11 protein-coding genes are annotated in these 18,200 nt (G+C 47.9%); 10 read left to right on the forward strand and 1 reads right to left on the reverse strand.

What is annotated here, in order from left to right; all coding sequences use genetic code 11:
• The first annotated feature begins 8 nt into the window (after positions 1 to 8).
• The 3 genes from BLS44_RS23790 (at position 9) to BLS44_RS23800 (ending at position 2,712) form a co-directional block, all read left to right on the forward strand.
• A complete protein-coding gene (locus tag BLS44_RS23790) occupies positions 9 to 455 on the forward strand; it encodes a hypothetical protein (protein ID WP_143019909.1) in 447 nt (148 codons plus the stop codon).
• A 605-nt stretch (positions 456 to 1,060) separates the two neighbouring features.
• On the forward strand, positions 1,061 to 1,435 hold the full coding sequence (locus tag BLS44_RS23795; protein ID WP_143019910.1) for a hypothetical protein: 375 nt from the start codon (positions 1,061 to 1,063) through the stop codon (positions 1,433 to 1,435).
• 23 nt (positions 1,436 to 1,458) lie between these two features.
• Positions 1,459 to 2,712 carry an efflux RND transporter periplasmic adaptor subunit gene (locus BLS44_RS23800; RefSeq protein ID WP_090393159.1) on the forward strand — a complete coding sequence of 418 codons (1,254 nt, stop codon included), beginning with the start codon at positions 1,459 to 1,461 and terminating at the stop codon, positions 2,710 to 2,712.
• Between the two features lie 67 nt (positions 2,713 to 2,779).
• Here BLS44_RS23800 and BLS44_RS23805 read toward each other — a convergent pair whose 3' ends face one another.
• Positions 2,780 to 2,995, reverse strand: a complete 216-nt coding sequence (locus tag BLS44_RS23805) for a four helix bundle protein (RefSeq protein WP_090393160.1) — start codon at positions 2,993 to 2,995, stop codon at positions 2,780 to 2,782.
• A gap of 222 nt (positions 2,996 to 3,217) precedes the next feature.
• Between BLS44_RS23805 and BLS44_RS23810 the strand changes: the two genes are divergently transcribed.
• From BLS44_RS23810 to BLS44_RS23840, 7 genes are all read left to right on the forward strand, one after another.
• Positions 3,218 to 3,895 carry an ABC transporter ATP-binding protein gene (locus tag BLS44_RS23810; RefSeq protein ID WP_090393162.1) on the forward strand — a complete coding sequence of 226 codons (678 nt, stop codon included), beginning with the start codon at positions 3,218 to 3,220 and terminating at the stop codon, positions 3,893 to 3,895.
• 122 nt (positions 3,896 to 4,017) lie between these two features.
• Positions 4,018 to 6,414 carry an ABC transporter permease gene (locus BLS44_RS23815; RefSeq protein ID WP_090393164.1) on the forward strand — a complete coding sequence of 799 codons (2,397 nt, stop codon included), beginning with the start codon at positions 4,018 to 4,020 and terminating at the stop codon, positions 6,412 to 6,414.
• 111 nt (positions 6,415 to 6,525) lie between these two features.
• Positions 6,526 to 8,919 carry an ABC transporter permease gene (locus BLS44_RS23820; protein WP_090393166.1) on the forward strand — a complete coding sequence of 798 codons (2,394 nt, stop codon included), beginning with the start codon at positions 6,526 to 6,528 and terminating at the stop codon, positions 8,917 to 8,919.
• 146 nt (positions 8,920 to 9,065) lie between these two features.
• Positions 9,066 to 11,462 carry an ABC transporter permease gene (locus BLS44_RS23825; protein ID WP_090393169.1) on the forward strand — a complete coding sequence of 799 codons (2,397 nt, stop codon included), beginning with the start codon at positions 9,066 to 9,068 and terminating at the stop codon, positions 11,460 to 11,462.
• Between the two features lie 243 nt (positions 11,463 to 11,705).
• A complete protein-coding gene (locus BLS44_RS23830; RefSeq protein ID WP_090393171.1) occupies positions 11,706 to 14,144 on the forward strand; it encodes an ABC transporter permease in 2,439 nt (812 codons plus the stop codon).
• Positions 14,145 to 14,491: 347 nt separating this feature from the next.
• Positions 14,492 to 15,532: a DUF4097 family beta strand repeat-containing protein gene (locus tag BLS44_RS23835; protein WP_143019911.1), complete on the forward strand. Its 1,041-nt coding sequence runs from the start codon at positions 14,492 to 14,494 to the stop codon at positions 15,530 to 15,532.
• Positions 15,533 to 15,716: 184 nt separating this feature from the next.
• Positions 15,717 to 18,158 (forward strand): ABC transporter permease, encoded by a 2,442-nt coding sequence (locus BLS44_RS23840; protein WP_090393175.1) that lies wholly within the window; start codon positions 15,717 to 15,719, stop codon positions 18,156 to 18,158.
• Positions 18,159 to 18,200: the final 42 nt, after the last annotated feature.

The following is an 18,200-nucleotide window of genomic DNA, read 5'->3' on the forward strand; positions in this document are numbered from 1 at the left end:
ATAGAACAATGAAAAAATTAGCAGGGATCATCGCCGTCTTTGTATCGCTCAGCGCAGCGGCTGTAAACAGCAACCCGGTTGTAAACGAAAAAGTACAGAAAACTTTTGAAATGGTTTTCGCCAATGCACAGCATGTTACCTGGCGCTCGGAAAAAGACAATAACGAAGCCAGCTTCAGCATCAACAATATCAGGGTACGTGCTGTTATTGACAACAGCGGACAGCTGGTCCGGACGATCCGCTATTACGGGGAGGAAAACCTGCCCGCTTCGATCCGTTACGGTCTGAAAAAGAAATTTGACAAAGAGGAAATCAGCAGCGTTTCTGAACTAAGCGCCAATGACCAGGTGGTTTACTATATCACCTTAAAGGATAAAACCCACTTGCTAAACCTGGTGGTGAATGCGGGTGGCAATATTGTTTCATTAAAAAAATACAAAAGGGGCGATCTGTAAGCGCCCCCGGTGTATCGTTTTTTATCTTCCGACATTTCTCATGTATAATACGGAGCGGGTAGTCTTACCGGCTCCCTTTTTTTCCGATCTGAGGCCTTCCGGAGTGATAGAGGAGGGATATACGAAGGATACAGAAAGGATACAGGAAGGATATACAAACGATATACAAAGGATACAGAACCGATACAGAAAACATGCTTTTTGAGGTCATTGGCAGTCAGATGAGATCAGATGGGATCAGAAGGAGTCATCAGGGATCAAAAAAATGAACGGGTGTGCAAAAGCACCAACTTTATACCGCTGAAATTTATTTTTTTGAAATTGAAAGTGATGGAAGGGCTATTGGTGTATAAAGAGGGATGAATAACAGGTTCAGCTGTTAACCGGGTATTTTACGGCATCATGATTCCTGCTTTACGCAACAATACTGAGGGGCAAGGCGTTGTTCCTCACCTGGATCCGGATTGTATCAAAACCGGACAGCTTTTGTGCGATAGCGGACAAGAAAATAAGGGTTGCCGGTACAATATGTTGGTTGTTAGGTGTTTATTAAATTGGCATATTGTTGAATGTTTTGCTGTATTGTTTTTAATTGACAAAAGAAGATGAAGACAACGTATTTGTATGGAATGCTGTTATTGGGGAGCTGCCGGGCGGGTTTTCCGGCAGGGTATACCAATAACTGGGAGGGAGCAGATCAACCCGGCCATACCTATGCTGATTTTGGCAGGCTGAACGGCAGACAGCGTTTTGAAATGAATTTGCCGGGAAGCGACAGCGGTTTTGTACATTACACGGTGCAACGTAAAAGCGGAACGCTGAAAATGATGATCCGCTCTGCTGATAAAACGATTGTTGACGCACAGGTAGACCAGGTACTGTCAGATAGCCTGGTGCTGCCTGCTAACCGGCGATATTCGGTAACCTTTATAGGAAATAAAGCGTCCGGGCGTTTCGATGTTAAATACGGGATCAAATAGTTATCAAAACAAAAAAAGAGCAAGTGGACAGAGTCATAGAGAAAAAATTCTGGAACAAGAAACGGATATGGTCCATCGCTGGTATCGCGGCACTGGCTTTGTTAATTATATTCAGCATTGTAATGGCCGGTGGCAAAAGTAAGTTGAATGTGGATATGGAGCGCATAACGGTTAGCGAGGTTAAAAAGGCTGCTTTTAAGGAATACATACCGGTAAACGGCGTGGTGCTGCCCATCAGTACGATTTACCTCGATGCCATGGAAGGAGGAAGGGTTGAAGAAAAATTTGTGGAAGACGGGGCCATGATGAAAAAAGGAGAACCGATATTGCGATTGAGCAATACCGATCTTGAGCTTAACCTCATCGGCCAGCAGTCTTCAGTGTATACTACCCTGGCGCAGGTACAGCTGGCCAAGGCAACGGCCCAGCAGAATACGGTGAATAACCTGAACCAGATGACGGATGCCGAAAGCCAGTTGAAAGAGGCAGAGCGGTTATACAAGCTGAACAGGTACCTGTATGAAAATAAGGCCATCGGCGAGCAGGAGTTCCGGAAAACGGAATTGGATTATAACTACAGGCTCAAAAAAAGAGATCTTGCCGAGCGGATCACCAAACAGGATGCCGAGTCGAACCAGTTACAAACCAAACAGGCCAGTCAGTCTTTCAATAATTCTCAAAAGGCCCTGAGCCTGTACAGCCGGAAGGTGGGCGACCTGGTACTGCGTGCTCCTGTAGACGGGCAGCTGACCTCGCTGGATGCAGAGATCGGCCAATCGAAAAACAAGGGCGAGCGCCTGGGGCAGATCGACGTGCTGAGCGGGTATAAAGTGCGGGTGGATATAGATGAGCATTATATTTCCCGCGTTTTCAACGGCCTCACCGGGGATGTAACGATAGCCGGCAGGAACTACGAGCTGCGGGTTAAAAAAGTATATACCCAGGTTACCAGTGGCCGGTTCCAGGTAGACATGGAATTTACAGGTGCCGTACCTAAGGACATCCGCCGGGGGCAAACCCTTTCCATAAGCCTGGCGCTGAGTGATGAAACCACGGCGATCCTGCTGGCAAAGGGCGGGTTCTATCAGCAAACCGGCGGAAACTGGGTATTCAAACTGAGTGATGACGGGAAAACGGCCTATAAGGCGGAAGTGCAGCTGGGACGTCAGAACCCGGATTACTATGAAGTGCTCAAAGGTCTTAAACCCGGGGATAAAGTGGTAACCAGCAGTTATGAAAATTATGGAGATATGCAGGAACTGGTATTGAAGAAGTAGCGATCAGCTATCAGTTTTCAGCAACCGGTTGTTTAAAGTTGATCCATGAACCCTTGAATCATTTTTTTTATTTCGATGCCCCCCGGATTAAGCTTTCGGCAGGCGTAGGGGTAATATAGGAAAGATCTTTGGAAAGAATAAGTTGGTAATGAATTTCGGTAGCGGAGCCTGCGGCTATATCGAGGAAGTTTTTGAATTGTGGAACTGTTCTCCTGCCACAGCCTTCTGCGATGTTCGTAGGAATAGAATAGGCCGCTTTTCTTATTTGATAAGTCAATGCCATATTTTGTTCCCTGGGAAAATTTTAGTAATGCGGTAGATGGCTAAGGTGAGCTGATGATTCCTTTGCCAAATAGCAAGTTTTGCAAAAGCGCTCATAGGGTCGTTATTGATAGTGTTAATAGTAAGTAGATATAAAAAATAGTTTAATTATACAGATTCGTGTAAAATCTGATAGCTGAAAGCTGATGCCTGATAGCTCGATTCTCAACCCCCAATTCTATATATGATCAAAATAACCAATCTCGAAAAGATCTATCGCACCGAAGAAGTGGAAACTGTAGCATTGAATGACCTTTCCTTTCAGGTAAAAGAAGGAGAGTTTGTTGCTGTAATGGGCCCTTCCGGTTGCGGAAAATCTACACTGCTCAACATACTCGGGCTGCTGGATGATCCTGATGCAGGCAGCTTTTTATTCAATGGTGTTGAGGTAGCCAAATTTAACGAGCGCAAGCGTGCTGATATGCGCAAAAAGAACATCGGGTTTGTGTTCCAGAGTTTTAACCTGATTGATGAACTGACCGTTTTTGAGAACGTAGAACTGCCGCTGATGTATGCGGGTGTCAAGAAGTCGGAACGTAAGGCCCGGGTAGATGAAGTGCTGGAAAAAGTACAGATCATGCACCGGCGCAATCACTTCCCGCAGCAGTTATCGGGCGGGCAGCAACAACGTGTGGCCGTTGCCAGAGCCGTAGTGAATAAACCCAAATTGATCCTTGCGGATGAACCTACCGGTAACCTCGACAGCAGTAACGGGAATGAGGTTATGCAGATGCTTACCGACCTCAATGAAGCCGGTACTACCATTGTGATGGTAACGCACAGCGAGCATGACGCCCGTTACAGCCATCGCATCATCCGTATGCTGGATGGACATACGGTAACGGAGAATATCCTGGTGTAGAAAATGCGGAAATTGGGAAATAGCCAGTAAGGAATGACAGGTGGGGTGTAGCGGAATGATGACGGCAGCAACCTGAATGCAGACAGCTCAATTCCCGGTTGAGCCGCTCAAATCTCAAAATTATGATCAGGAATTATTTAAAAACAGCGTGGCGCCAGTTTAAAAAAAATAAACTTACCACCGGAATCAGCGTCACCGCCCTGGTGCTCGGGTTTTCCACGGTAATGGTACTGGCGGCAATGGTATACCAGTTTAAGACGGCCGACAGCCAGTTTGCTCACCGGGATAATATGTATTACCTCCGGTCTGTTCCAAAGGAAGGTGGGTTGGGCGGTATGCAGACGACCTATCCCTTGCTTGGTGAAATTGTAAAAACCTGCCCACAGGTGGTTGCGGCCTCCCATTACCAGCAATGGTACCAGCCCTGGTTAAAAAATGGGCAGCATGAGATACAGGACAATACGACTGCTTTTGTGGATACCGCTTTTCTTAAAGTGTTTCCCTTCCCGCTAAAATATGGCAACAGGGAATCCGCCCTGGCGGGCAAATTCAGTATTGTTCTGAGTGAGGAGAATGCTGAGAAATTGTTTGGCAATGAAAATCCGCTGGGAAAAACGATTGCGGCGGATGACACCACGCTGCTTACAGTAACAGGCGTGCTACAGCATATCCCCGGTAATACATCGATAAAGCCGGGTGTATTGCTGACCACTGCCTTCCTGGAAGACAGCCCCGGGTTTAAAGATAATGTAAACTGGTATAATGGCTTTGCAGTGAATTATCTTCGCATAAGACCCGGCACAGATATGATGGCGTTGGAAACTGCTATCAATAAGATCGTACGGCTCAACTATTCAAAGGAACGGCAGTGGGAGCAAGTGATCATAAGACCTTTTAGCCGGCACTTCGCCGACAATGCCGATGAAGTAGGCAAATCTGTTGTAACAGGAAGCCTTGGTACCATTCTTTTCATATTAACGATCCTGGTAGTAAATCTGATCAATCTGAATGCGGGTAATTTATACCGAAGGGCAAAAGAGGTAGCGGTAAAAAAGATTGTGGGAGGCTCAAAAAGAGGTATTATAGTACAATTTTTTACCGAAAACCTCCTGGTGGTATTTGTTTCCCTGGCATTGGCGGTCCTCTTTTCTTATTTCCTGCTGGTACCGTTCATTAACAGTACTTTTGGCGCACGGTTCGGGGATATGGAATTCTCTCTGAACCGGGATTATCCGCTGGTACTGCTCTTCCTGTTGCTGGCTTTCGTAATTGCAGCTATTGTTGCGGTATTGCCGGCCATACGCATGCTGAGCCTGAAGATCAGTGATGCGGTGAAGGGGAAGATCGTTTCCGGCGGCGGGAGAACCGCTTATGTGCGGAATATATTTATTACCCTACAGTTCCTCCTGTCTGTTATTATTATCTATGTTGCTATCATACTTGCACGCCAGTTAAATTATATGAAAGCAGGTTCATTGGGATTCAATAAAGGGGATGTGGCCGTTGTTGACCTTGACCTGGCGTTCAAAGATCCTAAAACAGCTTCGTCGCGGTTTAACGTAATCCTGAATAAGCTCCGGAATCATGCGGATGTTAAATCATTCTCCGTTAACCGGTTTATACCTACCGCCTATGGGTATAATACCAATGCTTTTGTTGACCGGTCTGCCCAAAAGGAAGTATGGATGTTTCAGGGTGGAGCAGATGCCGGGTATTTTCAGACATACGATATCCCCGTATCTGAAGGCCGGCCGTTTGATAATAGCGCTGCAGATTCAATAGAGACCCGCAATGTAATTATCAATAAGGCAGCAGAAAAAGCCTTCGGGTGGACGAATGCTGTCGGCCGGCAGATTATCCCGAAGTCAGGTGGCCCGTCTTATACCATCATCGGTGTTACCAATGATTTTGTATTTCAGAATTTCCCCGGCAAAGTGGAGCCGCTGATCCATTATTATACCGGAAAACAGGCTTTGGAAGGGGCCGCTTTTCTGAGTTTAAATATTGCAAAGGGGAAAGCACAGCCTGTATTGTCCATGCTGGAAAAGGAATTTAAGGAAATGCCGGGCAAGCGTGCTTTCAATTATGATTTTATCAGCGACCGGGTAAGCAAACAATACCAGATGCTTGACAGTATTTTGAAAATGACTCAGTACGCTGGTTTTATAACCATATTTATAGCGGCCATTGGTATGCTTGGGCTTATAACGATCCTGCTGCGGTTAAAGGTAAAGGAGATTGGCGTACGAAAGATACTGGGCGGCAGCGTTGCCGGTATTGCAACCTTACTTTCAAAAAGTTTCCTGGTAATGGTAATGATTGCCAGTGTGGTTTCGGTGCCGCTGGCCTCCCTTATAATGGGAGCATGGCTGCAGCATTTTACATATCGTATCACCATTTCCTGGTGGATGTTCCTGGGTGGGGCATTAATGACGCTACTGGTAGCATTAATAACAGTAGGCACACAAACCATCAAGGCTGCGATGGCCAACCCGGTGAAGTCGTTGCGGAGCGAATAAGGAAAATGGGCAAATGTGTTGATGGGGCCCCCTGACTGTGGGGATGAAAATAGGGCGTGGGATCCCGGGCCTCAGGTGCCGAATCAGAAATCGTAAATCAGAAATTGCGGTATGTTCAAAAAATATTTTAAAACGGCTTTGCGAAACCTGCTCCGGAACAGGACCTTTTCCGTTATTAATGTTACCGGCCTGGCTTTTGCATTGGCGGCCTTCTGGCTCATTATGCTTTTTGTGGCAGATGAACTGAGTTACGACCGGTATCACGCAAAATCAGATCGTATTTTCAGGCTGGTATCACATGGTAAATGGGATGGCGGAAGCTTTGATATTACGGGCACTTCCGGTCCTATGGCGGCAGCGCTTAAAAAGGACTATCCTGAGATAGAGGCGACAGTTCGTCTGGATCCCACTGCCGGCGGGCTGATTACCTACGCGCAAAAACATTTAAGAGCAGACGATGTTTTTTTTGCCGACAGTAACTTTTTTTCGGTATTCAGTTTTCCGTTCCTGGCGGGAGATCCTTATTCAGCATTACTGAAACCCCAATCCATTGTGCTTACCAGGAAAATGGCTGTGCGTCTTTTTGGCACGGTTGACGCGGCGCTGAATAAAATTGTTTATTTCCAAAATAAACAGCCCGAACAGGTAACAGGTGTTGTTGAAGATGTTCCCGAGAATTCGCATTTTACCTTTAGTGCCATCCGTTCTTTCCCGGCTGATTTTAACCCGGACTGGTCCAATTTTTATCTTTATACTTATGGTGTACTGAGGGACAAAAAGGAGGGTGCTGCTTTGCAGGAGAAATTACCGGGGTTTGTAAAAAAATATCTTTACAGCAAGGGGCTTGATATAAAATATGATTTGGAATTACAACCACTTACATCCATTCATTTGCATTCAAATGTAGGGTATGAACTGGGCGCAAACCGGAGCATGAAGTTTATTTATATTTTCTGCATTGTAGCCTTGCTGATTTTGTCCGTCGCAGTCATCAACTATATCAACATTACTACGGCCCGTGCTTCTGTAAGATTGCGGGAGATTGCCGTGCGGAAGGTGATTGGTTCGGGGCGGAAAGATCTGGTTTGTCTCTTTCTGGCAGAATCGGTTACGATAACGATTGGGGCTACCTTATTAAGTGCCCTGCTGGCAGGAGCTTTTATGCCTGTGTTTAACCAGCTGGCTGGTAAAAGCCTGCAGTTCTGGCATTTTGGCCCGCTCCAAACCGTTGCAGCACTCTTATTGTTTGCAGCAGTACTTGGCGCTACAGGAGGTTTGTATCCTGCGTTGTTTTTGTCTGGTTTCAAACCTGTTCCTGCCTTGAAGAATCAAATAGGCAAACAGCCTCTTCAGGCATTGTTTCGTAAAACGCTGGTGGTATTTCAGTTTACTATAACTGTGGTGATGATTGTGGCTACCCTGGTCGTGTACTGCCAGCTTCGCTATATGACTCATAAAGATCTGGGATTTGATAAAAACCAGGTGCTCACCTTCCGTTCGGATGATGAAAATATGCGTTTAAAAAGTAAGGAGTTCCGAAACAGTTTATTAGCAGATAGCAGGATAGAAGAAGTGGCATTTTCCGGTAGCCCTATTGGAAATAATAATATCGGAATGGGCTCTTTTAACGTGGAGACAGAAGATGGGGCTATTGATCAGAATATGACACTGGCCTATGGGCTGGCTATTGATGAACATTATATCCCCACAATGCGCATACGGCTGCTGCAGGGGCGGAATTTTAATGAGGCAATGCTTACGGATAGCAACACCCTGCTGGTGAATGCCGCCTTTGTTAAGAAAACGGGTTGGAAAAATGCCATTGGCAAAGGGATACAAATGGGTAGAGATGCATCCGGAAAACCGGTGGTTAAAAGGATCATCGGTGTTACCAGCGACTTTCATACGTATTCCCTGCAGCACAAAATTGAGCCGCTGGTTATGCACCTGCCGGCCGGCGCAAATGAGAAAACGAATGTGTATGTGCGTGTTAGCCGGCAGGATATTGCGGCCACTACCGGTTTTATTGGAAATGTATTTAGAAAATTTGATGCCATATCGCCTTTTGAGTACAATTTCCTGGATCGGAATTTTAGAAAGCAGTATCAGTCGGAAGAGAAGCAGGGGAAAGTGCTGCTGCTTTTTACGATCGTTACCATTGGTATCGCCTGTTTGGGCCTGTTGGGATTGATCACGTTTACAACAGCCCAGCGGGTAAAAGAGATCGGTATCCGCAAAGTGCTGGGCGCTTCGGGTATTGGTTTGGTTCGGCTGTTATCAACGGGGCTGCTGAAGTTGGTGATTATTGCTTTAGTGATCGCTATTCCTGTGGCGTGGCTTGTGATGAACAAATGGCTGGGCGATTTCGCCTATCGCGTCCATATCCGCTGGTGGATGTTTATGGTTTCGGGCGGGGTTGCTTTTGTTATTGCAGGAGTTACTTTGAGCTTTCAGACTATAAAAGCGGCGATTGCCAACCCGGCCAAAGCATTGCGGAGCGAGTAGTAATGTGCAAATGTGTTGATGGGTTCCGGCGGCTGTCTGTCTTGTGAAGGGGATCCTGTTCATAGGAGGGCGTCAGCAGGGCATCGTTTATAGGTAAGTTTTAAATGTCGGATACGGGATCTGGATAATAAACTGAAAATTGTAGTATGTTCAAAAATTATTTTAAAACAGCCTGGCGCAGCCTGTTTCGGAATAAGCTCACCACCTTTATTAACGTTTTTGGGTTGGGCCTGAGCATGTCGGTAGGATTGATGGTGATGGTCATTGTGCAGGATGCGCTTGGCTATGACCGGTTTCATCCTCACCCCGGCAGCACATACCGGGTGCTTTCCGACTATACAAAGCGTAACGGGGAACACTGGGCCATGGCAAGTACTCCGCTGCCACTGGCAGATGCATTGCAAAAAGACAGCAGTACCGTTGCTGCCGTTACAACGGTATATCCCGCACTGGGTGGCGTAGCCACGGCAAACGGAAAAGAGCTTTATATCGATGGCGTATTCGTTCATCCCTCTTTTTTCAGCATTTTTGGTTTCCGTTTTAACGAAGGAAACCCTGTTTCAGCGCTGCAGCAGCCTAATACCATTGTAATGAGCAAAGCAACAGCGCTTAATTTTTTTGGAAAAACAGAGGTTGTCGGCAAAACCATAAAGATGGCCAATGGGGTGAATTATACCATAACCGGTGTTTTGGAAACACCGCCCGGCAAATCGCATCTGGACTATGCCGTATATGGCTCTTACAGCACGGTGGCACAAATGGAGAAAGACGGGCTGCTGGCAGAAAAATCGGCCGCCTGGTATGCATTCAATGCTGCTTATACCTATATATTATTAAAGCCGGGCGCCAAAAAGGCGGTTCTTCAATCGCAGCTGAATGCCATAGCCGGGGTGCTGAACCGCGGGAATAGGGATGGCAGTTGTGCGCTCGGGATCCAGTCATTAAATAAAATATCACCGGGGCAGGCTTACCTGGGCAATGACAACGCAAGAGGCACATCCTGGGGGAAGCTTTATTTTTCTATGGGACTGGGGCTGCTGATCCTGCTGGCAGCCTGTTTTAACTATACCAATCTTACCATTGCCCGGGGGCTCACAAGGGCCAAAGAAGTAGGCATGCGCAAAATTTCCGGGGCCCGGCGCTATCATGTTTTTCTACAGTATGTATGGGAGGCCGTACTGCTTTCCCTGCTGGCACTCCTGTTTGCATTTGTGATCCTGTCGGTAATACTCCGGTACCAGCCCTTCAATGATAGCTATGAAATGATCCCCGCCTCGTTCCGCTTTAGTTCCCGCTTTTTTATTGTATCCCTGCTGTACGCGATAGTGGCAGGAACCATTGCCGGCATATTCCCTGCCTGGATCCTGTCTTCGTTTACACCGTTGCGGGTGTTAAAGAATATTGGAACAGCCCGGATACTGGGTAATGTAAGCCTGCAGCGGGCGCTGATCGTTTTTCAGTACGCCCTCTCCCTGGTATTTATTATTTTTCTTTTCGCTTTTTATAAACAGTTCTCCTTTCTGTCAAAGTCGGATCCCGGCTTCAAACGGGAGGGCGTGTTAATAGTACCGCTGAATGGGTTGAAGGAGGGGGTTGCTTCGCAACGGGTGGCTTCGGTACCGGGGGTGAAATCTGTTTCAGCAGCTTCGATGAAATTTTCGGCGAGGTTTGGCGGCATGAACGACCCCATATGGCTCAGCGACCGGGATCATGCGATCAATCTGAATTATTATTATGCGGGAGACCGGTTTCTAAAAGATATGAAACTGGCTTTTATTGCCGGTACTAATTTTCCTCCGGCGGCCGGCGAGGATCAAGAGCATTATATCTTATTGAATAGAAAGGCGGCGGTTGCCTATGGTTTTACAGATCCGGGGAAAGCTGTGGGACAAAAACTCTGGATCAATGATACCACGCAGCTCGAGGTGAGGGGCGTACTGAAGGACTTCAATTACGAAAATATGGGAAAACCCATATTCCCGCTGGCGATCCGGAGCAACCCACCGGCGAACCGCTATTTATACATCCAAACGGCGGCGGCAGACAGAAAGGAGATTGCTTCAAAGGTACAGGGCGCATTGCAGGTGCTGGATCCGGGCCAGCCTGTTACTTTCTCATGGCTGAGTGAGGACCTGGATGCCGGAAATTCGCAGGCTGCAACCATTTCCCTGCTGGGCTTTTTAGGCTTCATTGCTTTATCCGTGGCTACCCTGGGCCTGTTAGGGCTGGTCGTATACACTGTAGAAATAAAGCGGAAGGAAATAGGTGTGCGTAAAGTAACAGGCGCCAGCAATGCGCAGATCGTTCATGTTTTGTCAAAAAGCTTCGTAAAGTTGCTCCTTGTTGCAGGCCTTATATCAATGCCGGTTGGCTGGGTTTTGGCGCGATTATTTATGCAGAATTTCGTTTTGCGCGGCTCATTCGGGATCGGGAGTGTATTGTTGTGCTTCCTGTTCCTGCTGGCAGCAGGCCTGTTTACAATTGTGTCGCAAACGCTGAAGGCAGCGGCGGCAAGTCCTGTTAAGGCATTGCGCAGCGAATAAGCAATGGAGGCAACAGGAAGTAGATAGCCGTACAGGACAACCGGGGTATAAGGGTGTGCCGCTGAAGATCGTTAAATATGACGGAATATCGTTTAAAGTGTAGCATTGCCGGTTTAATATCCGGAAGCCGGGACCCGGTGCCTGAAGTTTACCATACAACAGGCCCGGTATCTGATGCCAGCTACCTGGTGCGGGGTGTTTGGTATCCGGCATCTGATATTTATCATCTAATAATTCCAATCCATGATAAAAAACTATTTTAAAACAGCGCTCCGCTTTTTTTGGAACAATAAGGCCGTTACCGGCATTAATATACTGGGCCTGGCCATTGGCATTAGCGCCGCACTGGTCATTTTCCTGATCATCCGGTACGATTACAGCTTTGATAAATGGGAGCCCGGCCGGGAGCGTATTTACCGGGTTATTACAAAATTGCCGGACGGGAGCGACGCCGGTTTGTCGCTAATGGCGCCGCCTGCAATAAAAGCGGGTGTTACCGGTATTGAGGCGGTAACGCATATGGAACGGTACGCGTTTTATAAGCTGACGATCACCGTTCCCGGAGATGATAAGACCCCGCAAAGGATCTTTACAAAGAATGATAATGTTATCCTGGCGGATGAAAATTATTTTAAGATATTCCCGCACCAATGGCTGGCCGGGAATGCACAGGCACTGGCACAATTGAACCAAACCGTGCTTACGCTTTCAAATGCGGAAAAATATTTTCCCGGCAACGACCCCGGAAGTATCATTGGAAAAAAGATCGTTTATAACGACAGTATTGTTACTACAGTAGGTGGGGTTATCGCGGATCTGAAGGAGAAAACGGATTTTGACAACCGGATGTTTGTATCCTTTAAAACCATTGCTGAAACCGGTTTAAAGAAAAGCTTCCTGGGAGAGCCCAACTGGACGAATATAAACAGCGGCACACAATGTATTGTGTTGCTGAAACGGGGAACAGACCCGGCAAATATTGAGGCGCAGATCCGGAACCTGTACCGGGCCGGTCTGAGCGGGTCCCATTCCAGGTATAAGGGCTACGGCGGGCTGCAGCCTTTAAATGATATCCATTTTAATACTGCGCTGGACGGTAAGGTAAGTAAGAACGCTTTGCGGAACCTGGCGGTACTGGCCTTGTTGCTGCTGCTGCTTGCCGCTATAAATTTTATTAATCTTTCTACGGCGCAATCCACATTGCGGGGAAGGGAGATCGGTGTGCGTAAAACATTTGGCAGCGGCAAAAAACAGATTGTTTACCAGTTCCTGGCGGAGACCTTCCTTGTTTCCCTGCTGGCATCTGTTTTGGCGCTCGGCTTTTCGCCCTTCCTTCTTTATGCTTTTAAGGAATTTATTCCAAAGGGACTGGAGGCAGGGGAGATCCTGCAAGGCAATGTGTTTGTTTTTCTTATGGTGCTTATTGTTGTGGTAACACTTCTGGCAGGGCTGTACCCCTCCTTTATTCTTTCCCGGTTTCAACCCGTAGTGGTATTAAAGAATAAGGTACTCAGCAGCGGAAAATCGCGCAGTGCCGTTATCCGACAAGTGTTAACGGTAGCCCAGTTTGTGATCGCATTGATATTCCTGGTAATGGTATTGGTGATCAGCCGGCAAATTTATTTTATACTCAATAAAGATCTCGGGTTTAAAAAAGAAGCCATCGTATCCGTTCCCGTTCCGGATGTTATGCTGGGTAAAAAAAGTAAAAGCGGTGTGTTGGTAAACGAACTTAAAAGTATACCCGGCATCCGCAACGTATCCGTATCAACCGCGCTGCCTACCCAGGATGGCCGAAAAAGCGGAAGGGTGTTCTGGTACCATAAAGGAGAAAAAAGGATATTGGATGATATTCATTTTCGTACGATCGATGAGCATTACCTGGATCTCTTTGGAATTCAGCTGATCGGCGGGAATAATATCCGGGTAGATACCGGCTCAAAGATAACGGATGTATTAATTAACCAGACCCTGCTGCATCAGCTGGGATTTCAGCATCCGGAAAATGCCATCGGTCAGTATATGAAGGGCGGGCCGGCAGATTCGGCTCAGATCGTAGGAGTGGTAAAGGATTTTACTACGATGTCTTTGCACAACCCGGTACAGCCGGTGCTGCTCTTTGCCAATAACCAAATGTTTTCACCGGTGATTTCGGTGTTGCTGAGCCCGGACCCCGCTTCGTGGAAGCCTGCAGTTGCGGCAATGGAACAAAAATTCAGGGCCCTGTATCCGGATAAGGAATTTGAGTATAGCTTTTTTGATGAGAGCATCCGGTCGCTGTATGAAACGGAGCAGCGTATAGCGATGTTGCTGAAATGGGCTGCCGGGCTGGCGATATTGATTAGTTGCCTGGGATTGCTGGGCCTGGTTAGCTTTATGGCGAACAGGCGGGAAAAGGAGATCGGGATCCGTAAGGTGCTGGGAGCTTCTGTGGGACAGATCATTTTCCTGCTTTCAAAGAGCCTGCTGCTGCTGGTAATGATCGCATCGGCAATTGCCTTTCCTGTTGCCTGGTATTTTTCCAGGAAATGGCTGGAGGATTTTGCGTTCAGGACAAACCTTAGCTGGTGGCTGTTTTTGGCAAGTGCAGCGGGCATGCTGGCCATTGCCCTGCTGGTGTTATGCCTGCGCACTTTCAGAACAGCAACGGCAAACCCTGTTAGAGCATTGCGGAGTGAATAGTGAATGGTGAACAGGCAATAGTTCATGGCGAATTAATATCGTTTCCTTAAGAGGGGGCAGGCTGAATGTTTGAGTTGTGTTTCACTTTTCACTGAGCAGGGACCGGTTTCCCGTTGGACGTTTGAGGTTTGACGGATCCGCCTCATACGCGAAGTGCTCCTGAATAGACAATGGTGAATGGTTAACAGTTAATAAATCGGCTATCTACCATCTAACGTCTGCCATTTAATATCTGACCAATGTAACATTTACCCATTTGTTGCGATTGATAAGTAGAGCCGGTTCATGAATGGGACCCGTTCGTTTCAATTGTCAAACAAATCATTCATCAGAAAACAAAAGATCATATGAAGAAGAATTTTCTATTATTGATGTTCATTTTTGGCGCCGGCTGTTCTGTAGCGCAGGGGCAGTCAGACAAGACCCCCTATCTGACCAAAACGTTCAATGCCGCTTCTGTAAAAACGGTAAAGGCCGAAACCTCCGGCGGCTTCATAACGGTAGAAGGCGGAAATGCTCCCGGACTTGTTGAAGTGTATGTAACCGCTTCCAACTTTGACCGGAGGAGAAAGATGTCCGAGGCCGACATCCGGTCCGTGCTGGAGCGGTATTATGACCTGGAAGTGCGCACATCCGGTAATGAGCTGATTGCAAGAGCCACCCGGAAGGACCGTACCTGGAATGAAAAAACGGCGTTATCCATTTCTTTTAAGATTCATACAGGAGCAATTGTGAATACTGATTTAAGGACCAGCGGCGGCAGCATTGCGCTATTGGGCGTTAAAGGTGATCAGCATTTTAGAACGAGTGGCGGAAGCCTGCGGGTAAGGGAGGTAACGGGGAACATCACCGGCAGGACCTCGGGTGGTGGCATCGAGGTTTCGGATGCACAGGATGAGATCGACCTGGCTACCAGCGGCGGCTCTATCCACGCTGATCATCTCAAAGGAAATATCCGGTTGAAGACTTCGGGAGGCTCGCTTTCGCTGTCGGATCTTTCGGGCCGGATCGAGGCACATACCAGCGGTGGGTCCATCACTGCTTCGGAGATAAAAGGCGACCTCCTTGCCGGCACTTCCGGCGGCAGTGTAACCCTGAGGGACATTGATGGCAACCTGGACGCTCATACCTCCGGTGGCGGGATCACCGCAACACTGACGGGGACAAAAGATTTTGTAAAGCTGCGGACCTCGGCCGGTAGTGTAAAAGTGGATATGCCAGGTACCGGCAATGCCCGGCTGGATTTGAAGGGGAGCAGGGTCAATGTAAGCCGGCTGGGAAATTTCAATGGCTCCATAGAAAAGGATCGGGTAAAAGGAACGATCGGTTCGGGAAAATTGCTGGTGGAGGTTGCTGCCTCCAGCGGGAATGTGAACCTCAACATGTGACGGGGCTGCCAGGCATATTGGTTTTAAAACTGTACCAAAAGCGTACAGTTTTTTGTTTTAAAAGCGGACATGTATTTCCTGGTCTGTTTTTTAGTACGTTGATTATTAATTTGTTGAAAATACGGCACATCGTTGGCGCAACTTCCTGGAGATCGTAAGGCCGGTATTTTAAACCATATGTTTTATGCTTAGAAATGATTTTAAGATCGCCTGGCGGCAATTGAAAAAACAGAAGCTGTATGCGGTCATCAAGATCGGCGGCTTTGCCCTTAGTATTGCGGCCTGTTTGCTGATCGCTCTTTTTATCCGGGATGAACTGAGCTATGACCGCAGTTATCCGGATGCAGACCGTATTTATCGTTTGATTGCAGCATTTGACAATCGGGGAAAACGGGAAAAAGGATGGTCGTTCCCGGCTCCCGTTGCGCAGGTGATCAGGCAGGATTTTCCTGAAGTGGAACAGACGGGCCGCCTGATGCCCAGCGCGCTTTTTGACGGAGCCGGCAGCAACCAGGTGCGGTCAACCGATATGCTGCAAAATACCTATGAGGATAAATTTGCTTATGCCGATCAGAGCCTGCTGGATATCTTAAAATTGCCGATGGTATACGGGAACCGGGCTACAGCCCTGGCAGAACCGAATACGATGGTACTGACCAAAGCCATGGCCGACAAGTATTTCCCTGACCAGGACCCGGTTGGCAAAACGATGATCCTGAACGAGAATAAAGAACGGATCTATAAGATCGGGGGCGTCATACAGGATTTTCCGGCTACATCACACTTCCCGTTCCGCTTTCTGCTGACCCTTACGGATCATGAGCTTTGGCCCGGGGAACAATCCCGGTGGAACGCCAGTAATTACAGTGTATATATGGTTTTAAAGAAAGGGAAGGATCCCGCCGTATTGCAAAACAAATTTAAAGAGATGCTGACCCGGTACTACCTGCCGGTTTTGAAAAGCTCGGGTGCCAAAGACCCCGAGTCTGTAATAAAGAATACCCGGTTAATGCTTCAGCCGCTGACAGATATTCATTTGCGGTCGGCCGATATTAACGACTGGCAATCGAAAGGTGATATCCGTTTTGTTTGGTTGTTTGGTGCCGTAGCCTGTTTTATATTGATCATCGCCTGTATCAACTTCATCAATCTCTCAACGGCCCGGTCGGCGAGCCGCGCAAAAGAAGTAGGGCTGCGTAAGGTAGTGGGCTCGCATAGGAGCGGACTGGTGCGGCAGTTCCTTATGGAGTCGGTAGGTTACAGTCTTGCTTCCTTTGTATTGGGCCTGGTGCTGGCCATCCTGCTGTTGCCCTATTTTAACCAGATGGCCGCCAGGTCGCTGACGATACCCTGGAGCGCCTGGTGGCTGTTGCCCCTGTTGCTGCTGGGTGCCGTGGGAGTAGGGCTGGTGGCGGGGCTTTACCCGGCTTTTTATCTTTCGGCTTTTAAACCGGCACAGGTGTTAAAGGGAACAGGCGCCCCGCTCAGCAAACGGTCCTTCCTGAGGAACGGGCTGGTTGTATTCCAGTTTGCCACATCGGTAGTACTCATCGTTGGTACAGTTGTGGTGTATCGCCAAACCCATTACCTGCTAAACAGGAATGCAGGTTTTGATAAGGACCAGGTAATGTTGCTGCAGGGCACCGGCACCCTCGATCCGGTGACCGTATTGCCCTCGTTAAAAAATGAACTGCTGAAAATAGCGCAGGTGAAGCAGGTCTCTGTCAGCGATTATTTGCCGGTAGTGGATACAAAAAGGGACGGGAATCCCTTTTACCGGGAAGGCCGGACAAAGGAAGATGCGGCAGTGGGAGGCCAGAAATGGTATGTGGATGCGGATTATATAAAAACGATGGGAATGCAGATCGCCTCCGGACGTGATTTTTCAAAAGAGCTGGCTTCCGATACGGCTGCAGTGGTCATTAATGAGGCAATGGTAAAGGCGCTTGGATTAAAGGACCCGGTAGGGCAGCGCATTACGAACGGATGGCAAACGTTTACGGTAATAGGCATAATAAAAGATTTCAATTTTGAAACGATGCGCCGGGAGGTAGCGCCGCTTTGCCTGACCATGAGCCGGTTTAGCGCCTCATCCATGATAGCGGTAAAGATCGATCCTGCAGGAGTGGAGCATACCATTGCATCCATTACGGCAGCCTGGAAAAGCTTTGCACCCCATCAGCCCGTTCGGTTCACTTTTCTTGATGAACGCTTTGCCGGTATGTATGCCGATGTGCAGCGAATGGGAATGGTGTTCAGCAGTTTTGCGATGCTGTCCATCTTTATTGCCTGCCTGGGGCTTTTTGCGTTATCGGCTTTTACGGCGGAGCAGCGTATAAAGGAGATCGGCGTTCGCAAGGTACTGGGAGCCGGTGTGGGAAACCTGGCGGTGCTGTTATCAAAAGATTTTATAAAGCTGGTATTGATCGCATTGGCGGTTGCCATGCCTTTTACGTGGTGGGTCATGGAGCGATGGCTGCAGGATTTTGCATACCGTATCAAAGTGACCTGGTGGATGTTCCTGGTTGCAGGATCACTGGTCATCATGGTAGCCCTGGTTACCGTCAGCTTCCAGGCCATCAGGGCGGCTATAGCCAACCCGGTAAAAGCATTACGTTCGGAGTAGGGATGGGGCAATAAGCAATAGTTAATAGGCAATGGTCAATAG

Origin of the sequence: Niabella drilacis (genome assembly GCF_900101395.1) — a bacterium.
GTDB lineage: Bacteria > Bacteroidota > Bacteroidia > Chitinophagales > Chitinophagaceae > Niabella > Niabella drilacis.